The organism is Candidatus Westeberhardia cardiocondylae (genome assembly GCA_001242845.1).
GTDB lineage: Bacteria > Pseudomonadota > Gammaproteobacteria > Enterobacterales > Enterobacteriaceae > Westeberhardia > Westeberhardia cardiocondylae.
On record LN774881.1, the window covers coordinates 195651 to 218975 of the forward strand.

Sequence of the window (23325 nt, forward strand, 5' to 3'; positions counted from 1 at the left end):
AACGATTAAATTTTACAATTATGTTTATTAATTTAAAAATTTTTAGATTAATTATATATAATGTGTTTTTAAATTTTATAAATTTACAAGTAAAAATTTTTAATGATTGTTTTGAAATATTTATAAAAATTGAAATGTTTAAATGTAAGTAAATGTTTAATTTTTAAAAAAGAAATATTTTTATATTATAAATTTTAATTAGTAATTAAAATTTTTTATTAAAAAAACGAGTTTTTTATTTAAATTTTTTGTATTTTAATGAGATTAAAATTTATTGTGAAAATTTATAAAGTTAAATAATTGTATTTAGGATTTTCTTAAAATAAAATAATATGTAATTCAATGCATATTGAATGTTGAAATTTAATAAAATTATATTTAATTTAAAATTGTTAAAATATGATTTTATTTTTTGAATTGTAATTTTATGTATGGTTATTTGAAAAGTTTATTTTTTGTTAATTTAATAATATTAAATTTTATTTAATAAAAAATAAAATATAGAGATTTTGTTAGAATTATATTTGTATTGTAAATAGAAGTTTGTTTTAATATTTATTATAAATATGCAATTTATATATTGTAATAAAATGTAAAAAAATAAATTTTTTTTATTTATGATGTTTTAATTTTTATTGTTACTTATTTATTTAAAATTTTTGGAATTTTCAAAATATATTCCAGTTTTTTTGCCAAGTAATTCTTGTATTATTCTTATATTATTAGGTTCGTGAAAATATTGGTATATGTACATTGCGGAAGTTTTTCCAATAGTAGGGACTTTCATTAAAGAATTAATATTAGCATGAATTAATTTATCAATTGTTTTATAAAATCCTGATAAATGTGTTGAGGTAATTTTTCCAACATAAGGAATATTTAAAGAATATAAAAAACGCGAAAACGTAGTTTTTTTAGAATTTTGTAGAGAAAATAAAAAATTTTCTGCTAATTTTTCGCTTAATATTTTGTTATTTATCAATATATTTTTTGTTAATAAAAACAAATCACTTGGAATGTTGATTAGATTGTTATCTACTAATTTATTAATGGTTTTGTTTCCTATTCCGATAATATTCATAGCATGTTTAGAAACAAAATGTTTTAATTTTTCTTTTTTTTGTGCTATGCACATTATTCCTGAATTACATCGCATAATATACGATGTATGTTCTATATGAATTTTGGAATTGCATGCAGGACATTTTTTTGGAAAAATAATTTTTGAAATTTTTTTTGTTCTTTTTTTTATTATTACTTTAGTGATTTTTGGTATAATTTCACCGGATTTTTTTATAAAAACTGTGTCCCCATTCATAATTCCAAGTTCTTTTATTTTTCGGATATTGTATAAATTTGCATGTTTTATAATTGTTCCGTTTATTGATACTGGGATTAAATTAGCAATTGGTGTAATAATTCCGCTTTTTCCTACTTGAAATTTTATATTTTTTATTTTTGTTGTTGTTTTTTTTGATGAAAACTTATAAGCAATTGCCCAATGTGGAAATCGATTATTAAATCCTAGTTGTTTTTGTATCATCAAAGAATCTATTTTTATTACTATTCCATCTATATCGAAATTTATTAATTTTCTTTTTTTTATGATAGTTTCGTAGTAATTTAATACTTCTTGAATATTTTTACATTTTTTTGTGTATTTGCAAATTGGTATTCCTAGTTTTTTTATTATTTGCAATTGTTTCCAATGACTTTTTAAAGAGATTTTTGTTGTGTTTATTTCGTTTATTCCATAGGCGAGAAAAGATAAAGGTCTTTTTGCGGTAATTTTAGAATTTAATTGTCGAACAGAACCAGAAGCAGCATTTCTTGTATTGGAAAAAATTTTATTTTCTTTTTTTTTCATGTGTTTGTTTAATTTTTTAAAATCTTTTTTTTGTATAAATATTTCTCCGCGAATTTCTATAGTGTTTGGTATGTAAAAATTGTTATTCAAATATTTTGGAATATCATGAATTGTATATATATTATTTGTAACGTTTTCTCCTATTATACCATCCCCTCTTGTAGTTGCTTGTATTAATTTTCCGTTTTTATATAAAATATTTATTCCTAAACCATCTATTTTAAGTTCACAACAATAGGTTATAGTTTTTTTAGTTTTGTTTTGTATTTTTTTGTCAAATAATATTACATCTTTTGATGTAAATACGCTATTTAAAGATAGCATAGGAGTTTTATGATGTGCTTTTTTGAAAATATTTTTTGTTTTTATTTTTCTAAGTATTTGTGTTGGGGAATCAGGGGTGAGTAAATCCGGCCTTTTTTTTTCTAAAATTTGTAATTCTTGCATAGTTTTGTCATATTTTTGATCAGATACTTTTGATTCTTCTTTGTAGAAATATAAATATTCCCAGTATCGTAGTTTTTTTCGTAATTTTAAAATTTGTTGTTTTATTTTTTTCATTATATATTTAAATAGAATTTGAATTATTATTTACGATTTGAAGTGATATAAATTTTTAAATTTATATTTAAAATGATATTGATACTATACTAAGATATATTTTATGTTTTTAAGTTTATGAATTGCGATTTTATTGCATTTTATTAATTTTTATGTGTAATGAAATATTTTGATTATTAATTATGATTTGATTTTTATACTATGTGATAAAATGAATTTTTTTGTTTTTATGCATAAAAAACAAAAAATTTTGCATTTCTGTATGTGCAGGTTAGTTATTTATATAAATGTTTAATTTGAATTAGATTTTTATCAAATTGAATTTGAATGGATCAAATTTTGATTTATTTTGTAATAGAAATAAGTAAACTATTTTTCAATAGAATTGAATTTAATTTTGTATGAAAGACTATATATTTTATTTAAAATTGTTATTTAAAGATTTTGTGAATATTAAATTCATTGAAATAGTAGTATTTTTTCTGATATTTTAAATTTTATGTTATAAACCCATTAGATTCTGTATATTTAACAATATCCGAAGTTTTATATAAAAGAAATTATTTTATTTAAATAAATTATTTTATTTGTATAAATATTTAAAAAATTTTTAAAAATTTTCAGATAAATATTTAGCTGTATTTTCTCTAGTCATGTGTATTCCTTGATTTCCTTTTTTCCATTGTGCTGGGCAAACTTCGCCATTTTTTTCATGGAATTGCATTGCATCAACCATTCTCATCATTTCGTCAATATTTCTTCCGAAGGGCAAATCATTGACAATTTGATGTCGTATTATTCTTTTTTTATCTATTAAGAAACTTGCTCGAAAGGCTACTCCAATACTAGGATGTTCCACATCATATGATTGTATAATTTTTCTTGTTATATCTGATATCATTGGAAATTGAATCATACCAATTCCCCCATCATTTATAGGCATTAATCTCCATTGCTGATGTGCAAATACAGAATCACAAGATATTCCTATTATTTCTACTTGTTTTTCTTTAAATTCTTTATAACGTCTATTAAAAGTTATTATTTCTGTTGGACAAACGAAAGTAAAATCTAACGGCCAAAAGAAAATAATTGCAGATTTGTTTTTTATAAAAGTTTTTAAGTTAAAATTTTCTTTGATATCACCATTTCCCATTATTGCGGGTGCAGTAAAATCTGGGGATTTACGAGTTATTAATAGCATAAATATAACCTCCAAAATAAGAATTATTTTTGAAAAAACAGTATTATGTATTGTTTATATAATTTTATCAAGGGTAAATTAATTTTATTTTGATAAAATAAAAATTTTTATTCTCTTTGCATATTTCATTGATAAAATTGATTATTTTGTACATTGAATTTTTATAGTATTATGAAAATAAAAGTTTCTCATATAAAATCGTGTTATAAATAGTTTTGTAAATATATTTTATTATATAGTATTTATATTATAAAATTAATATTTTGATATGAAAATTTCAGGATTATATAAACTACACTTTAATTTTATAAGCATTAATTTAAAAAAAATAAATATTTATTTCTTTAAATTAGTTTAATAGAATATTTACAAAAGTGATAAGATTTGTGGAATTTTCAAATTAAAAATGTAAGTTTAATAATATGTATCAATATATTTATTTATTTTTGGGGTTTAATTCAATTATAAATATAAATAATATAGTTGATCTGACTTATATAGCATGAAATAAATTTATTTTAATAAATACTAAGCATGTTTTTTGTAATTTTTAAAGATTTGTAAATAGATTTTTGCAAAATATTTTAATTTATTTAATTATTTAAAATTATTATTTAATTTTTATAACAGTATATTTTATTTTTATATAATATTGTTTTGGTTGTTAATAAATAAAATGAGAGTTATTTTTATTTTTAATTTAAAAATTATTTTTTTGCGAATATTAAAGTTGATATAAAAATTATTTGATAAATTTAGGAATATTTTTTATAGACTTAATTTTTTTGTTTTGTGTTACAATTCATTTCGAAATATTAAAAAATTAGTAGTATTTATGATAGAAAGAATATTAATGCAATAAAACTTTAATATTATTTGGATTTTGCATTTTGTATTTCAAGTGTTTGTTATTTAAATAATGTTATTTTTGGTAATATTTTAATTTTGTGTTAAAAATAGTCATTATTTCGTATTTGTTGTATTTTAATTTTATTGTGGTGTTGATTTTTTAACATTATGTATTAATTTATGAATTATTAATTGATTTTTAGGTTTTTGATAGTTTTATAAAAGATTTTGTATATTGAATTTATTAAAAATTTTTCTATTTTTGTCAAAATGTTTTTGGTCTTTTTGAGTTTAATATGTTTATTTTTATGTAGTATTAAATTTTTTATTATATAATAAGATAAACATTTATCTTGACTTTGATATTTTTAAAATAATTGTTTTATTATTTATTTTTTGATTTGTATAATAGTTAGTTTTGTATTTAAATTGTATTTTTTATGTGTGTTTTATATTTGGATACTAAATATTTATAATATGAATTTATGTAACAATATAAGCATTATCAATGTGTTTTATATAGTGCTATATGTTTATAAATATATTGTAATTACTTTGTAATATAATTTTTGAGATTAAGTATAAATATTAAACGGGATTAATTAAGGATATTACGGTTTTTGATGTTAAATTTTATAAAGTATGTTTTGTTATACGAAAATATTTTTCACAGATTGCGTATGTTGTTAAAAGTTTTCTTGTTTTGATAAATAATACATATTTAAATATGTTTAATTTTGTTGAGATAGTAAGAATAATTTATTATGACGTATAAAAAAAAATATATTGTTTCTCTGGATCAAGGTACAACTATTTCTCGCGCTATTGTTTTTGATTGTAATGCAAGTATTATTGGTATATCTAAAAAAGAGATTACTCAAATCTATCCAAATCCTGGTTGGGTAGAACACGACCCGATAGAAATTTGGAATATTCAATATTTTGTTTTTTTAGAAGTATTAAAAAATTCTGGAATTGATTTCAGTCAAATATCAGGGATTGGTATTACTAATCAACGAGAAACAATTATAGTATGGGATAAAAAAAGTGGAAAACCTATTTATAATGCTATTGTTTGGCAGTGTAGACGTACTGCAGATTTTTGTGAAGAACTTCAGTCTAATAGAAAATTTGTAAAATATGTAAGAAAAGTTACAGGTTTGGTTATTGATCCATATTTTTCCGCTACAAAGATAAAATGGATTCTTGATTTTATTCGTAATTCAAGAATTCGTGCATATCAAGGAGAAATATTATGTGGAACTGTTGATAGTTGGTTAATATGGAATATGACAAAGGGAAAAAAACATATTACAGATTATACTAATGCATCACGTACTATGTTATTTAATATTCATACATTACAATGGGATAATGAGTTATTGAATATTTTTGATATCCCCATTTCAATGTTGCCTAGAGTTTGTTCTTCTTCAGAAGTGTATGGAAAAATTAGTATTAAAAATAAAAAAAATATTATTAATGTTCCTATTTCTGGTATTGCGGGTGATCAGCAAGCAGCTTTATTTGGCCAGCTTTGTGTAACTCCAGGTTCTGCAAAAATTACTTACGGTACTGGTTGTTTTTTATTAATGAATACTGGCGATAAACCTGTGAAGTCGAAACGCAGATTATTGACAACTATTGTATGTGGCCCTCGCGGGGAATTAAATTATGCTTTGGAAGGGATGGTATTTATGGGAGGTGCAATTGTTCAATGGTTGCGTGATGAAATGAAATTAATCCGAGATGTTTCCGAAATGGAATGTTTTTCAAAAAAAGTTCATGATACTCATGGTGTTTATATTATTCCAACATTTTCTGGGCTAGCCTCTCCATTTTGGGATCCATATGTTAAAGGTTCTATTTTTGGTCTTACTAGAGGAGTTAATTCTTATCATATTGTTCGCGCTGCATTAGAATCTGTCGCTTTTCAAATACGTGATATTATTGAGGTAATGCAAAAAGATTATGGAAAAAATATTAATTCAATCAGAGTATCTGGTGGAGTTGTTATAAACAATTTTTTAATGCAGTTTCAATCAGATATTTTGAATATTCGTATAGATAGATCTCAAATTAGCGAAATTAGTGCGTTAGGAGTGGCTTATTTAGCTGGTTTATCAATAGGTTTTTGGAAAAATTTGGAGGTGGTACGAGATAAATTTTTGAAAACATATAAATTTTATCCTAATGCATATAATATTGAAAGGGAATATCGTTATTGTTGTTGGAAAAATGCAATAGTTTGTACTCGTTTATGGAAAAATATGAATTTAAAAACATATAATTTTTTTTATAAGTGAATTGAGTTTTAATAAATGTAATTCTAATGTATAATCATTATATTCATGTTATTAAAATGATGATTTATTATTAATAATTTATTTTATAAAATTGTGTGTTTTCTTGTTTTTGAAAATATTTTAATTTTGCTAAATATGGTATATTTAATTTATTAATATAATTGGGTATTATTATTTAAAAGTTAATTTTATTGAATAATTTGTAAAATTAATATATATAGAATTTTTGTAGAAATAAGAATTTTATATTTTAATTTTGTTAAATTCGTAATTTTATTAAAAAATTTTTGCAATTTTTGTGCATAGTTGTTAAAAATGCATTTTAATTTAATTTTGCTTAATTTTAAACAGAATATTACATATTTGTAGTATGATTTTTGTAGATTTTTTTAAAATACCATATTAAGTTTTGTTATTTATTTAAAAATTATTTAATAGATACTAATATGTATCACATGTAGTTAATAATCAATAATTTTAATTTATGTATTGTATTAATATATTTTTTAAAATATTATCAAAGTTTATTTATGTTAAATGCAATTTATATAAAGAATTTGTTTGTTAAAAATTTTATGTTTGATATAGAAATGGAATGTTTTTTGTTTTTTTGTTTGCAGTTTTGTGAATGTTTTATTGAAAGAAATGTTTTATTTTATAAGGAAAATATAATGAAAGATTGGGTTGTTGGAAAAGTAGTGAATTTAAAACATTGGAATGAATATTTGTTTACTCTTATTATTAATGCATCTATTAAGCATTTTATAGCTGGACAATTTACTAAATTAGGAATGATAATTGATGGAAAAAGAGTTTTTCGTGCTTACTCGTATGTAAATTCTCCAGATGATAGTAATTTGGAATTTTATTTGATTAACGTAAAAAATGGAAAACTTAGTTCTTGTTTGCATTCTTTAAAAATTGGAGAAGAAATAATGGTTCGTGAGCGGGCTTCTGGATTTTTTGTTTTAGATAGTATTCCTGATTGTAAAAATTTATGGATGTTAGCTACAGGAACTGCTATTGGACCATATTTGTCAATTTTAAGACATAGTATAGGGTTAAATCGATTTCAAAATATTGTTTTAGTACATGCAGTTCGTTTTTTTAAAGATTTGAGTTATTTGTCAAATATGTTCTTCTTACAAAAGAAGTTGAATAATTTAAAAATACAGACGATAGTTAGCAGAGAAAAATGTTCTGGTTCATTGATGGGTCGTATTCCTAATCTTATTTTAGAAGGAACTTTAGAATCTAAAGTGAATATTTCATTAAATTCTCAAGATAGCCATGTTATGTTGTGTGGTAATCCGTATATGATACAAAGTACAAGGGTATTATTGGAAAATACACGAGGTATGAAAAGAAATTTAAAAAATAGCCCTGGAAATATAACCACAGAGCAGTATTGGTAAATGTAAAGTATTTATTTTTTCAATATAAAGTTAATGAAAATTATATAGTTAATTTTATGTTGTTGGTTGATTATAAGTTTTTAATTTAGTGTAAATTTATTTTTTATTTAAATGAATATAATTTTAATATATTTGATTAAGTGATATTTTTGTGTTTATTAATTTGATACATATTTTTACATGTTAATATATAAAAGCTTTATTGATTTTTTTATAAAATTATTTTTATTTATTGTTGAATATGATATTTATGTTTTTTATTTTTGTTTATTTTGTATAAAATATATTTTATGTGTATATATTCTAACAATAGAAAAGTTTTTTGTTTAATAATAAAGATATTGAAAGTTTATTTTTATAATTTATTTGATATAGATTAAATTTGTTATTTTTTGTATTTTGTTTTATAGTTTACAAGAAACTTTTTTTTAGTAACTATTTTATTATAAAATAATTTACAAGAGAGTTTTTATGGTTCCTTTTGGTAAAATTGCAGAAATAGAATCTTTTTTGATTATTACTTCATTAGATGAATTAAGTGATATAAGAATGTAATCATTTTTTGTTGTTTTAGTAACACGTCCAATTAATCCTCCTGTAGTAAGGATTTCATCTTCTTTTCTAATGTTGTTTATTAATTTTTTGTGTGCTTTTGCTCGTTTTTGTTGTGGTCGAAAAATTGTAAAATAAAAAATTAAACTAAACAGAAGCAAAATGATGATAAAAGAAAAAGGATTTTCTTGATATTGAAGATTTTCATTGTTTGCGAAAACATCATAAATAATAGAAATCATTTGTTTTCTCCATTAATAATTAATAAAATGATAATTATTAAAATATTTTTTTAATTTGAAAATTGTTACATAGATGATATTTTTAAAAGTATGTTTTATAATAAATGTAAATAAATACATTAGTTTATAAATAAATATAAAATTGTGTTTGTTTTATATAACATTTGTAAATAGAATTTAGTGGATTATTTTGCATTATAACAAATAGAGTTAATATTTATAGAAATATTTTTAATCGAGTTTTGAAAATTAAAATTTAATAAATAAAATTATATATGTAAAAACTGATGTATATTATGTATTATTTATAATAATATTTTATTAAATTTAAAAAATATTTATAATATTATATATTTAAATCTACAAAATAGAATTTTGGTATATTAAAAATTAAATGTTTTGGTTTTATGTATTTATGTTTTTATTAAGTTTAATTGAATTAAATGTTTTAAATAATTAAAATTGTGTGTAAATTACATTGCGTTTAAAATATTAATATTTTATAATTTTTAACTTTTAAAAATTGAATAAATATTTAAAATGGTTATTTTAATTTATTAATATTGTTTCATAAAATTATATTTTGTAGTTTTAAAAACTAATATGAAATTATTTCTGTAATATTTAAAGAAAAAGATTTTTTATTTAGTTTAAATATTTTAGTTTATGAAAAATTTTTATTTAGAAAGTGTTATTTTTTTTATAATTTTGTTGTGAAATTTTATGTAATAAATTTGGTTTTAAAAAATTAAATTGTTTTAAATTAAAAGAATAGTTTATAATTAAATGAATTTTGTTTTATGTATTAAATATAATATGAATTTAGTAATAAGTTTATTTTTTTAAAAAATTCATAATATATTATTTGTATATTTTGTGTAATATTTTTATATTATGTGATACTAATTATTTTATATATACTTAGATAAGTAATAAATATAGAATATAAAATTTAACGATATTTGCAATTTTTAAAATTTTATTTAATAAAAGAAAATTAAATAAGATTTCTATTTTTGAGAAAATTTTAATATAATTTTTATATTTAAAATTTTATAATATTAATGCAAAATGTCATGTTTATAAATTATGAGTAAAATAGTTTAATTTTAAAAATATTATGTTTTAAAACAATCAATGTTTAATTTTGGTAGAAGTTAATTTTTCAACATGTTTTATGATATTCAAGAATGTTTTTGCACACAATGATGCGCTTCCTATAAGTACTCCATCGATATCATCTTGAGAAAGAAAATCGGTTATGTTTTTTAGATTAATTGAACCTCCGTATTGAATGGAAATTTTTTTAGAAATATTTTGGTCTTTTTTTTCAATATACAGGCGAATGTGTTTGTGTATTTCTTGTACTTTTGTAGGAGAAGGGAATATTCCTTTTCCAATAGCCCAAATAGGTTCGTAAGCAATTATAGTATTTTTTAATGATTTTATTCCTAATGCATCGATTATTGTATTGATTTGAAGAATACATGTTTCTTTTGTTTTGTTTGTTTTATTTTCTTTTTCGTTTTCTCCTATACATAAAATTGGTTTTAATCCTGCATTTTTTGTTGCAGAAAATTTTTTTATTATACATTTTTCATTTTCTTTGTGATAAATTCGTCTTTCAGAATGGCCAATGATTACATATTCTACACCAATATCTTTTAACATTTCTGGAGAAACTTCTCCAGTAAAGGCACCAGAAGAATGTATATCTACATTTTGCGCTCCTAATTTAATGGGAGATTTATTTAGATAATGTTTTACTAAAGTTAAGTATATCATTGGTGGAGTTATTATAATTTTGCAATTAGTATGAATATTCATTTTTTTTAATAAAATTGTAAAAAATTCATGAATCATATTTTTGCTTCCATTTAACTTCCAATTTCCTACTATTATCGGATTTTTCATGTGTGCATTTCCTTGCATATATTAAGTTCTAATTGAAAATTTTTAGAAATTTTTGCATAAAATTTAAAATTGTTTTAGATATAATTCATTTTATTTTTGAAAATAAAAGTTTTTAATTAGATATTGTAACAGATAAATATATTATTTTGTAATGAAATGGACATATTAATTCTCAAAAGTAAAGTATTTTTAATATTTCACAAGTATATTAAATTATATTACAAATCTTAAATTTGTAAAATATGCTAAATTTTAGTTATGTTTGGCCATTAGAATGGTTATTTAATTTTGGTTTGTCTTATTTTGTAAAATTAGGTGTTTTAATTTTTGTGTATAAATATTTAATTTGATACAAATATTTCTTAAAGGATAATTTTATGAAAATTAAGGAATTTAGCGTAAGAAGATATACACGTATTTCTGTTATTCAAGCGTTATATGCATGGCAAATATCCAAAAATAAAATTGTAGAAATTGAAATGCAATTTTTAATGGATTTAAATCATAATTTTGTAGATAATATTTATTTTCGAGAATTATATTTAGGTTCAACAACGCATGTTAAGGAATTAGATAAATTAATATTACCTAATATTACTCGATCATTAAATATGATAGGTTATGTGGAACATGCTATTTTAAGGCTTGCTATATTTGAATTACTTTATCAAAAATACGTTCCATATAAAGTTATAATTAATGAAGCTGTGGAATTAGGTAAAATTTTTGGGACTGAGAAAAGTTATAAATTTATTAATAGCGTGTTGGATAAAGTTGGTATGCAAATTCGTTTAAATAAGAAATAATTTCAAGGTAAATTTGTAGGTAAGAAAATGAATCAAATTTAATGTGTTAAAATAAGTTTATAGTTAAAGTTATTTATATTCTAGTAAGCTTAAAATGAAAATTTATAAATTAATTTTGTGATAATTAGAAATTTATTTGCATAATTTTTAATAATTTATTACTGTAATATACATTGTATATATAAATGTTTCATATTAATGAACATAGTGTTTTGTAGTTTTAAATGGATAATTTTATACGTATATTTTATAATATGTTGTAGAAATTTATTTATATAGTTTATCAAAATATGTTGTATGCAATTTATTTGTTAAATAAGAAGTTATTTTTTTGTATTTTATTAAGATATTTGTTTTGTATTTTGTTTTTTGTATTTTATTAAATTTGGTTATTTAATAATAAATTTTGTAGTATATAAAATAAATTAAAATTAATTATTATTTTTTTTATGTGAAGAGTTTAATATTTATGTATGTTTAATAAATTAATTATTTATTTTTTTAATATATTCTATATAAGCTAAAAACGATTATGAAATTTTTTGTCAAGTTTTTTCCTGAAATTATAGTAAAAAGTTCTTCCGTAAGAATTCATTTTACAAAAGTTCTTTTCAAAAATATTCAAAATATTTTAAAATATTATAATCAATCAGTTTCAATTATTCGTTGTTGGGATCATATTGAGATAGAATTTTACAATAATTATTGTGATGATTATAAACGTCTTGTTTATCTTTTGTCACGTATTCCTGGAATTCATTCTATTTTAGTTGTAAAAGAAGAATATTGGGAAAATATAAATGATATTTATACAAAAACTTTGAATATGTATTGTGATATATTAATAGGGAAAACTTTTTGTGTTCGTGTTAAACGTAGGGGAAAACATGATTTTACATCACAAGATCTTGAAAAATATATAGGATATAATTTAAGTAAAAATATTGAAAGAGCTTGTGTTAATTTAACTAATCCTGAACATATAGTATTTTTAGAAGTTCATAATGATAAGATGTTTTTTATAATTGATAAAATTAAAGGATTGAATGGATTTCCTATTGGAACGCAACAAAATGTTTTATCATTAATTTCTGGCGGTTTTGATTCTGCTGTTTCTAGTTATATGTTGATAAAAAGAGGATGTAGAGTACATTATTGTTTTTTTAATTTAATAAAAGACGAAAATGAATATTTTGTTCGAAAAATATCTTATCATTTATGGAATAATTTTGGTATATCACATGTAGTTCGTTTTATATCTATAGATTTTTGTTCTATTATAAATGAAATTTTGTTAAAAATACGTGAAAGTCAAATTGGAATTATATTAAAGCGCATGATGATTCGCGCTGCATCGAAAATTGCTCATCAATATAATATTTCTGCATTATCTACTGGGGAAGTTTTAGGACAAGTTTCTAGCCAAACGTTAACTAATTTACATATTATTGATCAAGTTTCTGATCTTTTTATATTTAGGCCTTTAATTGCATTTAATAAAGATAATATTATTGATGTAGCTCGTTCTATTGGTACTGAAAAATTTTCCAATAATGTTCCGGAATATTGTGGTTTATTCTCTAAACGTTCTACAGTGCATGCAATAGAAAGTCATATTTTAAATGAAGAAAATAAGTTTGATTATTTGTGTTTTATAGATGAAGCTGTGAAGAAGGCGAAAGTACTTGATATTCGTTATGTAATAAAAAATTTAGAATCTTTTTCGAAGAAAGATATTGTTGAAGTTACTAATGTATTACAACATAATGATGTTATTTTGGATATTCGTTCATTGAATCACAAAAAAAAGAATTTGCTTTCTTTGGTTATTAAAAATCATAAAATAACAGTGAAGATTTTACCATTTTATAATTTAGATAGTCAATTTGGCAAATTAGATCAAAGTAAATGGTATTTATTATATTGTGATAATGGTGTTATGAGTCGTATACAAGCTCGTTTTTTGTATAAAAAAGGATTTAGAAATATTAAAATATATCGTCCTTTATGAATTGTATATGTGGTAATAATTTACAATTATTTAATATTTATTAAACAAAAATTTATATGCTTATATTTTGTATAAAGTGAGTTTTTTGTTTTAGAATATTAAAAGTTATGTAATTATTTCGCATAAATTTTTCTTTATATAATACAGAAAAATATATTTTATAAGCAAATTTAATAATGTTATATTTTATGAAATATATAATTTTTTAGTGTATGAATTTAAACTGTTTTTAATAGATTGTGAAATTAATCAAAAATTTTTTGTAAAGAAATTAAATTGATAAAAATGATTTTTGATTTGGTGTTTTGAAGTAATTTTGTTGTTATTTTGTTATATTATTTTTTTACATTAAATTATGATGAAGATGATGCATTATCCATATTGAACCACTAACTAATATTATGATAATCAATATAGTAAAAAAACATGATATTAAATTCCATTGTTGTATGTTTGTTGACGGTAATTTTAAATGCAAGAAATATACGAATTGTATAATTATTTGCATAGTTATGCAGCTAATTATTGCTATTGTTATAATTTTTTTATTAATTTCGTCTCTTTCACATGCTAATAAAAATGGAAAAATTGTTAATATAAAACAAATTAAAAAAACTTTTCCTAAATGGAGTTTATATATTTTTTTATTAAAAAATTTATTATAACTTTTATATTTGCTGTTGATCTTCATTATATTTTCCTAATAATATTAGTTATTTTAATAAATATACTATTGTAATGATGATTAACCATATAATATCAAGGAAATGCCAAAATAGACCAAGACATTGTAATCTTATTTGATTGTTTGTAGTAAATCCATAATAGTGTATTTGTGTTATCATTATTATAATCCAAATTATACCTGATATTATATGAAGATTATGTGTCCCTAATAATGTGAAAAAAGAAGATAGAAAAGCGCTTTTATTTGGCCCATACCCTTGTATGATTAGATCATAAAATTCTTGTGTTTCCATATATACAAAATTAAAACCTAAAATTGCAGTTAAAATTAACCAAATGTTTATTTTTTTTTTATTTTTATTTTTTATTGTAATAGGGAAAATATATTTTAATGCTATGCTATAAGTTATACTACTACATAACAGTAATATAGTTTCAATAAAAATATATGGAAGTTTATAAATATTGTCTATTGTAGGTCCATTCGATATGTTATTTTTTAATAATATATATACAGAGCATAAAGTTGCGAATATTAAACAATCACTCATTAAATAAATCCAAAATCCAAATATTTTTATGTTTTTTAAATTATGATGATTTGTATTATGTGTAATGGATAAATTTTTTTTAAAAATCTTATTATTTGACATAGTGTTATCCGAAAAATATTGGTATTAAATTTGTTTTTTTTCAATTTTTTTTATTTCATTTATTGAAATTAAATAATTTTTATTATTTTGCAAAATATATTTTACACATAAGATTATTGCAAAAATTATTCCAAAGATTGCTATCCACCAAATATGCCAAATCATAGCGAAACTAAATAATAAAATAAATATAGAAATGAAAAAAGCATAACCTGTATTTTTAAACATATGAATAGGTTCATATTTTTTCATTTTTTTATTATTGCTATATTTTTTTTGTTTATTTTTTATTTTTTTAAAAATATTATATTTATTTTTTATGTTTGGTATGATAGAAAAGTTATATATAGGTGGGGGGGATGAAGTGAACCATTCTAATGTTTTTCCATTCCATGGATTTCCTGTAATATCACGGTTTTTTTTTCGATTTTTTATGCTAATAATAATTTGAATATACTGAAATAGAATTCCTATCAAAATTAGTATTACTCCTATACTTGCAATAGTTAATAAAATGTGAAATTTTTCGTCTATTTCTTGATTTAGACGTCGTGTCATTCCCATAAATCCTAATATATATAACGGCATGAATGCTGTATAAAACCCTATAATCCAAAACCAAAATGCTCGTTTTCCCCAATTTTCGTTTAATGTAAATCCAAATGCTTTTGGAAACCAATAATTTAGTCCAGCAAAACAACCAAAAACCACTCCGCCAATGATAACATTATGAAAATGAGCAACAAGAAATAAACTATTATGCAAAATGAAATTTGCTCCAGGTATTGATAATAATATCCCGCTCATCCCTCCAATAGAGAATGTAATTATAAAACCTATGGTCCATAGCATGGATGAATGTAGAACAATTTTCCCCTTATACATAGTAAATAACCAATTAAATATTTTCACTCCTGTTGGAACGGCTATTATCATTGTCATAATTCCAAAAAATGCGTTTACGTTTGCTCCAGATCCCATTGTAAAAAAATGATGTAACCACACACAAAATGATAATACGGTGATAGCTATAGTAGCCCAAATTAGTGATATATATCCAAACAATTGTTTTTTTGAAAAAGTGGATACAATTTCTGAAAATATTCCAAAAGCTGGCAATACTAAAATATAGACTTCTGGATGTCCCCATGCCCAAAACAAGTTAATATATATCATCGCATTTCCACCATCTTCATTTGTGAAAAAATGTGTTCCTATATAACGATCTAGTGTTAATAATGTAATTGTTGTTGTTAAAATAGGGAAAGCAATAACTATAAGTATATTTGTACATAGTGCAGTCCAAGTGAAAACCGGCATTTTCATTATTGACATATTTGGTGTTCGCATGAATAAAATAGTAGCGATAAAATTGATCCCCGTAAGTGTAGTTCCAATCCCAGCTATTTGTATACTCCATATCCAATAATCTACTCCAACCCCGGGGCTGTACTCCATTTCTGATAATGGGGGGTATGCTGTCCATCCAGTTTGTGCAAATTCACCTATTCCTAATGATAAATTTATTAAAACTATTCCAACCATAAAAAGCCAGAAACTTAAAGCATTTAAAAAAGGAAATGCCATATCTCTTGCACCGATTTGTAATGGTACTATTAAATTTAATAATCCAATTAGAAATGGTGTTGCCATGAAGATAATCATAATTACACCATGCGCAGTAACTATTTGATCGTAATGATGGGGAGAAAGAAATCCAATTTTTCCCCCTGAGGATAAAAACTGTTGTGCCCGCATCATGATAGCATCAGAAAATCCGCGAATAAACATTATTAGTGATGTAATAATATACATGATACCGATTTTTTTATGATCAACTGAAGTGATCCATTCATTCCAAATAAATTTCCATTTTTTATAATAAGTAATCAAAGTTAATAATGTTAGAATGATAGTAAAAACAGTAATGATAGTTATTATGATGATGGGTTCATTATATGGAATTGCGTTAATTGTTAGTTTTCCAAACATTTTTTTCCCTTTTTAAGAATTAATTGTAATATTTTAATTTACTGATATGATAGTCTGTTATTTTTAGCTAGAATATTTTCATTTATGTTTATTGATTATATTTTTGAATAATTCGTTTTCTACTTTAGAAAAATATTTTGCAACATTATATGTATCCTTTTTTTCTAATATTTTGTAGTCTTTTGAAGTATTTAACGTATCGGGAGAATTTTTTACTTTTTTTACCCACGTATTGAAACTAGATTTATCTTTTGTAGCGATAGCGAAAAATTTCATTTTGGAAAATTCTTTTCCGCTAAAATTAGCTGATATACCTTTGTATTTTCCTTCTTCATTAGCCATGAGATATAAAGTGGAATTCATTCCATTCATAGCATATATTTGACTTCCTAATTGAGGAATAAAAAACGAATTCATGACTGAATTAGAGGTAATTTGGAATTTTATTGGAGTATTAATTGGAAAAACAATTTCATTGATTGTCGCTATATCATATTTCGGATAAATAAATAACCATTTCCAATCGAAAGAAACAACTTGAATTAAAATTGTTTCTTTTTCTGATTTAATTGGTTTGTTTGGATCCAATTTATGAGTTGATATCCATGTTATGATAGCTAAAAATATGATGGATAGAATTGGTAATGTCCATATTGTATATTCAATTTTGTTGGAATGATTCCAATTTGGATCATATTTATTGTTATTAGAAGATTTGTATTTATTTAAAAATACAAGTGTCATAATAATAACAGGCGTGATAATGATTGACATCATTATTAGAGAAATCAAAATTAAAGAACGTTCTTGTATTCCTATATAACCTTTAGAGTGAAATAGTACCATATCATCGCAGCAACCGTTAAGTAATATTATTATTACAATCAGTAGTATGTTTTTTGTGATTTTTTTAGTTTTTTTAAAGTTCATATTGGAAATAATCGAATGTTTATGAAATTTTTATTATCATAATTGTACGAGAAAATTTTTATGGTGTAAATAATTATATAGTTTCTTGATGTTTCATTTGATGAGATATTTAAAACTTTATAAGACTAAATAAGTTAATTTTATTAGTATTGGAATGTTTTTGATAAAACATTTTAGGGTTGTCAAATTTTTCAGTGTATAGCAGTTTATTATTTTTTAGATTTTAATAACAAATTTGGATTATTTATTTGGAATTTTTTTGAGTACAATTTAATAAGATTGTATTTTACAATAATGCTACAATTTTAATAATATAAACTTTATGTTAGCATGGATTTTATATAAATAATTTTATTGAACTGAATACGTATTTATTGTATCTTAAAATTTTTGTAAATACAGAAATAAATTTTGTTTAAATGATTAAGTGAAAAATTTTTTTTAATACTTTATATTCAATTTTACAAGGGTTCTTACAATGTTATTAAATTATTGTTAAAACTAGTTTTTGGAGATATTTTCAGATGTTATATAATGAAAACAATTATAATTTGTCTTCAAATTTTATTCCAGTAATAATGGAAAAAACTATGCGTGGTGAATATTTGTGCGATATTTTTTCTCGACTTTTAAAAGAACGTATTATATTTATGACTGGTTATATAGAAGATCATATGGCAAATCTGATTATTGCACAACTTATGTATTTGGAAGCAAAAGATCCGGAGAAAGATATTTCTTTGTATATTAATTCCCCAGGAGGAATAATAACTTCTGGTATGTCAATTTATGATACAATGCAATTTATAAAACCTGATGTATGCACTTTTTGCATGGGACAAGCAGCATCAATGGCTGCTTTTATTTTGTCTTCTGGTCCTAAAAAAAAACGTTTTTGCCTACCCAATTCTAAAATTATGATTCATCAACCTAGCGGAAGTTTTCGAGGGCAAGCTACTGATGTAGAAATTCACGCTAAAGAAATTTTAAGGATTAAAAAACGCATGAATGAATTAATGTCGAGACATACAGGGCAGCCAGTGGAAATAATAGAAAAGGATACTGAACGGGATTGGTTTCTTTCTTCTAAAGAAGCAATGAATTATGGGATAATAGATATTATATTATGTAAGCGTATATAAATTTTTTTATTTTATATAAAAAGTACTTGATTTAACAAGTAAGGATGTAGTGATGTCTTAATTTATTTTGGTACAATTATGTAAAATATAAGGAGAATTTGTGTTAGATAAGTATTTTGATAATGGAAAGGGGTTATTTTCTTGTTCATTTTGTTCTAAAGACCAGATTCAAGTAAAAAAATTAATTTCTGGTTCATCAGCATATATATGTGATGAATGCGTTTGTTTGTATTTTCATGTTATTCAAAAAGAAATTAAAAATGTATTCATAAATAAGCATGATATATCATTTACCCCTCACGAAATTTTCCGGTATTTAGATAGCTATGTTATTGGACAAAATATGGCAAAAAAAGTGCTTTCGGTTGCTGTGTATAATCATTACAAGAAATTAAAAAATTTTGATCTAAATAACACAATAAAGTTTGGGAAAAGTAATATTTTGTTAATAGGTCCTACTGGGAGTGGAAAAACATTTTTAGCTGAAGTTCTTGCTCGTTTTTTAAATGTTTCATTTACTATTGTTGATGCGACATCATTAACTGAAGCAGGTTATGTTGGTGAAGATGTAGAAAATATTATTCAAAGGTCTTTGCAGAAGTGTGATTATAATGTTAAAAAAGCACAAACAGGTATAATATATATTGATGAAATTGATAAAATTTCTCGTAAATCCATGAATAATCCTTCTATTACACGTGATGTTTCTGGGGAAGGAGTGCAACAAGCTTTATTGCGAATAATAGAAGGTACTATTGCGTCTGTTTCTCCTTATGGGGGAAGAAAACATCCGCAACAAGAATTTTTGCAAATAGATACTTCAAAAATTTTGTTTATTTGTGGTGGAGCATTTTCTGGATTAGACAAAATAATTGAGGAGAGAATCAATACTAGATTTGGTATTGGTTTTAACGTTTCTTTTAACAAGAAGAACGCGGAAATATATGAAAGTGAATTATTAATGAATGTTGAACCAAAAGATTTAATTAAATTTGGTTTGATCCCTGAATTTGTAGGTAGATTACCAATTATAGCAGTATTACATGAATTAAATGAGGAAATGTTGTTACAGGTTTTAGATAAACCAAAAAATTCATTAATCAAACAATATAAAGAGTTGTTTAGTTTTGAAAATGTAGATTTAGAATTTTCTAATGATGCTTTAGTTGCTATCGCAAAAAAAGCTTTTTCACGTGAAGTTGGAGCAAGAGGGTTACGTACAATATTAGAAAATATTTTATTGGATACTATGTATGATTTACCTTCAAAAAATGATATTCAAAAAGTAATTATTAATGAAAAAGTTGTTTTTGGGGAATCAAAACCATTTCTTGTTCGCAGTAATTTAAATTATAATAAATGAATAAGTATGCTGGAGATTAAGTTATTTATTTTATTTTTAATTATTTATAGAAATTTTATAAAAAATTTATGTATTTATTTAATTAAATTTTAAATAGTAAAAACATATTAAGAATATTTTGTTTCATAAAATAGTTTTATGTTTCTGTATTATATTTAGATAGATTTGTATGAGAGTGATATGGATATGATTTTATGTATTAAAACTATTTTACAATTTTGAAAGAGAGGAATTATATGCATGATGTTTCTTCTGAAAAAATAGAGATTCCTGTTTTACCTCTTCGCGATGTAGTTGTGTATCCTCATATGGTTATTCCGTTATTTGTTGGAAGAGAAAAATCAGTTCGTTGTCTTGAAGTAGCGATGAAAAATGACAAGAAGATTATGTTGGTAGCTCAAAAGGAAGCAATTACTGATGAACCAGGTATTGATGATTTATTTTCAGTGGGCACAATATCATTTATTTTGCAAATGCTTAAATTACCAGATGGTACAGTAAAAGTATTGATAGAAGGATTAGTTCGAGCTAGAATCATAAAATTATCAGACACAGGAAAACATTTTGTTGCTGAAGCAGGATATTTTGATCCATTAGTTTTAGATGAACGTGAACAAGAAGTATTAATGCGTACTGCGGTAAATCAATTTGAAGGTTATGTTAAATTGAATAAAAAAATTCCTTTAGAAATTTTGGGCGCTTTAAGTTCAATTAATGAAGCAACACGTTTGGCAGATACCATTGCTGCTCATATGCCGCTTAAATTAGCAGATAAGCAATCTGTTTTAGAAATGCAGGATGTTAGTAAAAGATTAGAATATTTGATGGCAATTATGGAAACAGAAATTGATTTGCTAGAAGTAGAGAAACGTATAAGAAATCGTGTTAAAGAACAAATGGAAAAAAGTCAAAGAGAATATTATTTAAACGAACAAATGAAAGCTATTCAAAAAGAATTAAGCGAATTAGATAATGCTACAAATGAAAATGAATCTCTTAGAAAAAAAATTGAAAATACTAAGATGTCTCAGGAAGCACGAGAAAAAACAGAATCTGAATTTAAAAAATTAAAAATGATGTCCCCTATATCTGCTGAAGCTACTGTTGTAAGAAGTTATATTGAATGGATGTTATTAGTTCCATGGTGTACTAAAAGTAGAGTTAAGAAAAATTTAGTTAAAGCAAAGAAAGTTCTTGATAAAGACCATTATGGATTAGAACAAGTTAAGGACCGGATTTTGGAATATCTTGCTGTGCAAAATAGGATTAGTAAAGTTAAAGGCCCTATTTTGTGTTTAGTTGGACCACCTGGTGTAGGAAAAACTTCTTTAGGAAAATCTATTGCTCACGCTACAGGAAGAAAGTATGTAAGAATGGCTTTAGGGGGTGTGAGAGATGAAGCTGAAATACGTGGGCATCGTCGTACTTATATCGGATCTATGCCAGGGAAAATTATTCAAAAAATTTCTAATGTTGGTGTGAATAATCCATTATTTTTGCTTGATGAAATTGATAAAATATCTTCTGATATGCGAGGAGATCCTGCATCTGCTTTACTTGAAGTATTAGATCCAGAACAAAATATTTCATTTAATGATCATTATTTAGAGGTAGATTATGATCTTTCTTCTGTAATGTTTGTTGCTACTTCAAATTCAATGAATATTCCTTTTCCTTTGCTTGATAGAATGGAAGTTATTCGCTTGTCAAGTTATACCGAAGACGAGAAATTAAATATTGCACGTAAGTATTTACTACCAAAACAAATGATTCGAAATGCGGTAAAAAAAAGAGAGTTAGTGATAGAAGATGATGTATTTCTTAAAATAATTCGCTATTATACAAGAGAAGCTGGTGTAAGAAATTTAGAAAGAGAAATTTCCAGATTATGTCGTAAATCTGTTAAAATGTTGTTAGTAAACAAAATTGATAGTGTTAATATTAACGTAGAAAATTTGAAGAATTTTTTAGGAATACGAAGATTTGATTATGGTCGGGCAGAAAAAGAGAATCGTATTGGACAAGTTGTAGGTTTAGCATGGACAGAGATGGGTGGGGATCTTTTAACTGTAGAAGCAGCTTGTATACCAGGAAAAGGAAAATTTAATTATACTGGGTCTCTTGGTGAAGTTATGCAAGAATCTATTCAGGCTGCATTGACAGTTGTGCGTTTTTTTTCAAATAAATTGGGAATTAGTTCAAATTTCTATGAAAACAAAGATATACATATACATGTTCCAGAAGGAGCTACTCCTAAGGATGGACCAAGTGCTGGTATTGCAATGTGTACAGCATTGGTTTCATGTTTGACTTCTAATCCTGTAAAATCCAATGTTGCAATGACAGGTGAAATTACATTATGTGGCCAAGTATTACCTATTGGAGGTCTAAAAGAAAAGTTATTAGCCGCACATCGTGGTGGAATAAAATCAGTATTAATACCCCACGAAAATAAAAGAGATTTAGAAAATATTTCTTCTTTAGTTCTTAAAGATTTGGATATTTTTCCGATAAAACATATTGATGAAGTTTTAAAATTAGCTTTGCTAAATATTCCCTTTAATGATGAATGATAAACGTGTAATTTTAAGAATTAAATGCAATTTAATTGAATTAGGTAAAATTTTTTGATAAATCTATTTTTTTATTTGTAAATTTGGTTTTATTGATTTTTATTAAAAATTTAAGATATATAGTAGATTTTTTACTTTTAAAATATTTAGAAATTGTAATTATATATTTATGTTTTATTGATTTTAAATTTAAGAAGTTGAAAATTTTATTACAACAGTGTTTAGTTTTTGTTTTATATTTTATATTTTTTAAATAAA

At 23.0% G+C, this 23325-nt stretch carries 15 protein-coding genes; 7 read left to right on the forward strand and 8 right to left on the reverse strand.

The genetic code is table 11. From position 1 onward, the window contains the following. Window positions 1-646: 646 nt before the first annotated feature. Complete coding sequence (ligA, locus tag WEOB_RS00810) at window positions 647-2428, reverse strand: NAD-dependent DNA ligase LigA (RefSeq protein ID WP_281264013.1); 1782 nt, start codon at window positions 2426-2428, stop codon at window positions 647-649. A 610-nt stretch (window positions 2429-3038) separates the two neighbouring features. Beyond that, window positions 3039-3632: a peroxiredoxin gene (locus tag WEOB_RS00815; RefSeq protein WP_281264014.1), complete on the reverse strand. Its 594-nt coding sequence runs from the start codon at window positions 3630-3632 to the stop codon at window positions 3039-3041. Window positions 3633-5245: 1613 nt separating this feature from the next. On the opposite strand from WEOB_RS00815, the gene glpK reads away from it, so the two are divergent. Continuing rightward, on the forward strand, window positions 5246-6787 hold the full coding sequence (gene glpK, locus WEOB_RS00820; RefSeq protein WP_281264015.1) for a glycerol kinase GlpK: 1542 nt from the start codon (window positions 5246-5248) through the stop codon (window positions 6785-6787). A gap of 671 nt (window positions 6788-7458) precedes the next feature. Continuing rightward, window positions 7459-8202 (forward strand): FAD-binding oxidoreductase, encoded by a 744-nt coding sequence (locus WEOB_RS00825; RefSeq protein ID WP_281264066.1) that lies wholly within the window; start codon window positions 7459-7461, stop codon window positions 8200-8202. A gap of 455 nt (window positions 8203-8657) precedes the next feature. Here WEOB_RS00825 and yajC read toward each other — a convergent pair whose 3' ends face one another. Both yajC and tpiA read right to left on the reverse strand, forming a co-directional pair. Continuing rightward, window positions 8658-8996 carry a preprotein translocase subunit YajC gene (gene yajC, locus WEOB_RS00830; RefSeq protein WP_281264016.1) on the reverse strand — a complete coding sequence of 113 codons (339 nt, stop codon included), beginning with the start codon at window positions 8994-8996 and terminating at the stop codon, window positions 8658-8660. A 1134-nt stretch (window positions 8997-10130) separates the two neighbouring features. Continuing rightward, window positions 10131-10910 carry a triose-phosphate isomerase gene (tpiA, locus tag WEOB_RS00835; protein ID WP_281264017.1) on the reverse strand — a complete coding sequence of 260 codons (780 nt, stop codon included), beginning with the start codon at window positions 10908-10910 and terminating at the stop codon, window positions 10131-10133. 383 nt (window positions 10911-11293) lie between these two features. Here tpiA and nusB point away from each other — a divergent pair, with 383 nt between their 5' ends. After that, window positions 11294-11716, forward strand: a complete 423-nt coding sequence (gene nusB / locus WEOB_RS00840) for a transcription antitermination factor NusB (protein ID WP_420885190.1) — start codon at window positions 11294-11296, stop codon at window positions 11714-11716. Window positions 11717-12248: 532 nt separating this feature from the next. Beyond that, window positions 12249-13727, forward strand: a complete 1479-nt coding sequence (gene thiI / locus WEOB_RS00845) for a tRNA uracil 4-sulfurtransferase ThiI (protein WP_281264019.1) — start codon at window positions 12249-12251, stop codon at window positions 13725-13727. A 343-nt stretch (window positions 13728-14070) separates the two neighbouring features. Here the strand turns inward: thiI and cyoD are convergent, their stop codons facing one another. The 4 genes from cyoD to cyoA form a co-directional block, all read right to left on the reverse strand. Continuing rightward, complete coding sequence (cyoD, locus tag WEOB_RS00850; RefSeq protein WP_281264020.1) at window positions 14071-14418, reverse strand: cytochrome o ubiquinol oxidase subunit IV; 348 nt, start codon at window positions 14416-14418, stop codon at window positions 14071-14073. Window positions 14419-14440: 22 nt separating this feature from the next. Next, the gene (gene cyoC / locus WEOB_RS00855; RefSeq protein WP_281264021.1) at window positions 14441-15067 is read right to left on the reverse strand and encodes a cytochrome o ubiquinol oxidase subunit III; all 627 of its coding nucleotides are present in this window, start codon (window positions 15065-15067) and stop codon (window positions 14441-14443) included. A 24-nt stretch (window positions 15068-15091) separates the two neighbouring features. Continuing rightward, the gene (gene cyoB / locus WEOB_RS00860) at window positions 15092-17059 is read right to left on the reverse strand and encodes a cytochrome o ubiquinol oxidase subunit I (protein WP_281264022.1); all 1968 of its coding nucleotides are present in this window, start codon (window positions 17057-17059) and stop codon (window positions 15092-15094) included. Window positions 17060-17137: 78 nt separating this feature from the next. Beyond that, window positions 17138-17989, reverse strand: a complete 852-nt coding sequence (gene cyoA, locus WEOB_RS00865; protein WP_281264023.1) for a ubiquinol oxidase subunit II — start codon at window positions 17987-17989, stop codon at window positions 17138-17140. A gap of 524 nt (window positions 17990-18513) precedes the next feature. On the opposite strand from cyoA, the gene clpP reads away from it, so the two are divergent. The 3 genes from clpP to lon all read left to right on the forward strand — a co-directional run bounded on the left by clpP (window position 18514) and on the right by lon (window position 23067). Continuing rightward, complete coding sequence (gene clpP / locus WEOB_RS00870; RefSeq protein ID WP_281264024.1) at window positions 18514-19131, forward strand: ATP-dependent Clp endopeptidase proteolytic subunit ClpP; 618 nt, start codon at window positions 18514-18516, stop codon at window positions 19129-19131. Window positions 19132-19231: 100 nt separating this feature from the next. Further along, window positions 19232-20494, forward strand: a complete 1263-nt coding sequence (gene clpX / locus WEOB_RS00875) for an ATP-dependent Clp protease ATP-binding subunit ClpX (RefSeq protein ID WP_281264025.1) — start codon at window positions 19232-19234, stop codon at window positions 20492-20494. A gap of 236 nt (window positions 20495-20730) precedes the next feature. Further along, window positions 20731-23067 (forward strand): endopeptidase La, encoded by a 2337-nt coding sequence (lon, locus tag WEOB_RS00880; protein WP_281264026.1) that lies wholly within the window; start codon window positions 20731-20733, stop codon window positions 23065-23067. Window positions 23068-23325 lie beyond the last annotated feature (258 nt).

Excerpts from the sequence above, each read along its gene's own strand:
- clpP (WP_281264024.1), top strand. The coding sequence starts at position 18,514 with ATGTTATATAATGAAAACAATTATAATTTGTCTTCAAATTTTATTCCA.
- yajC (WP_281264016.1), bottom strand. The coding sequence starts at position 8,996 with ATGATTTCTATTATTTATGATGTTTTCGCAAACAATGAAAATCTTCAA.
- cyoA (WP_281264023.1), bottom strand. The coding sequence starts at position 17,989 with ATGAACTTTAAAAAAACTAAAAAAATCACAAAAAACATACTACTGATT.
- cyoD (WP_281264020.1), bottom strand. The coding sequence starts at position 14,418 with ATGAAGATCAACAGCAAATATAAAAGTTATAATAAATTTTTTAATAAA.
- cyoB (WP_281264022.1), bottom strand. The coding sequence starts at position 17,059 with ATGTTTGGAAAACTAACAATTAACGCAATTCCATATAATGAACCCATC.
- tpiA (WP_281264017.1), bottom strand. The coding sequence starts at position 10,910 with ATGAAAAATCCGATAATAGTAGGAAATTGGAAGTTAAATGGAAGCAAA.
- glpK (WP_281264015.1), top strand. The coding sequence starts at position 5,246 with ATGACGTATAAAAAAAAATATATTGTTTCTCTGGATCAAGGTACAACT.
- thiI (WP_281264019.1), top strand. The coding sequence starts at position 12,249 with ATGAAATTTTTTGTCAAGTTTTTTCCTGAAATTATAGTAAAAAGTTCT.
- WEOB_RS00815 (WP_281264014.1), bottom strand. The coding sequence starts at position 3,632 with ATGCTATTAATAACTCGTAAATCCCCAGATTTTACTGCACCCGCAATA.
- WEOB_RS00825 (WP_281264066.1), top strand. The coding sequence starts at position 7,459 with ATGAAAGATTGGGTTGTTGGAAAAGTAGTGAATTTAAAACATTGGAAT.
- ligA (WP_281264013.1), bottom strand. The coding sequence starts at position 2,428 with ATGAAAAAAATAAAACAACAAATTTTAAAATTACGAAAAAAACTACGA.
- cyoC (WP_281264021.1), bottom strand. The coding sequence starts at position 15,067 with ATGTCAAATAATAAGATTTTTAAAAAAAATTTATCCATTACACATAAT.
- lon (WP_281264026.1), top strand. The coding sequence starts at position 20,731 with ATGCATGATGTTTCTTCTGAAAAAATAGAGATTCCTGTTTTACCTCTT.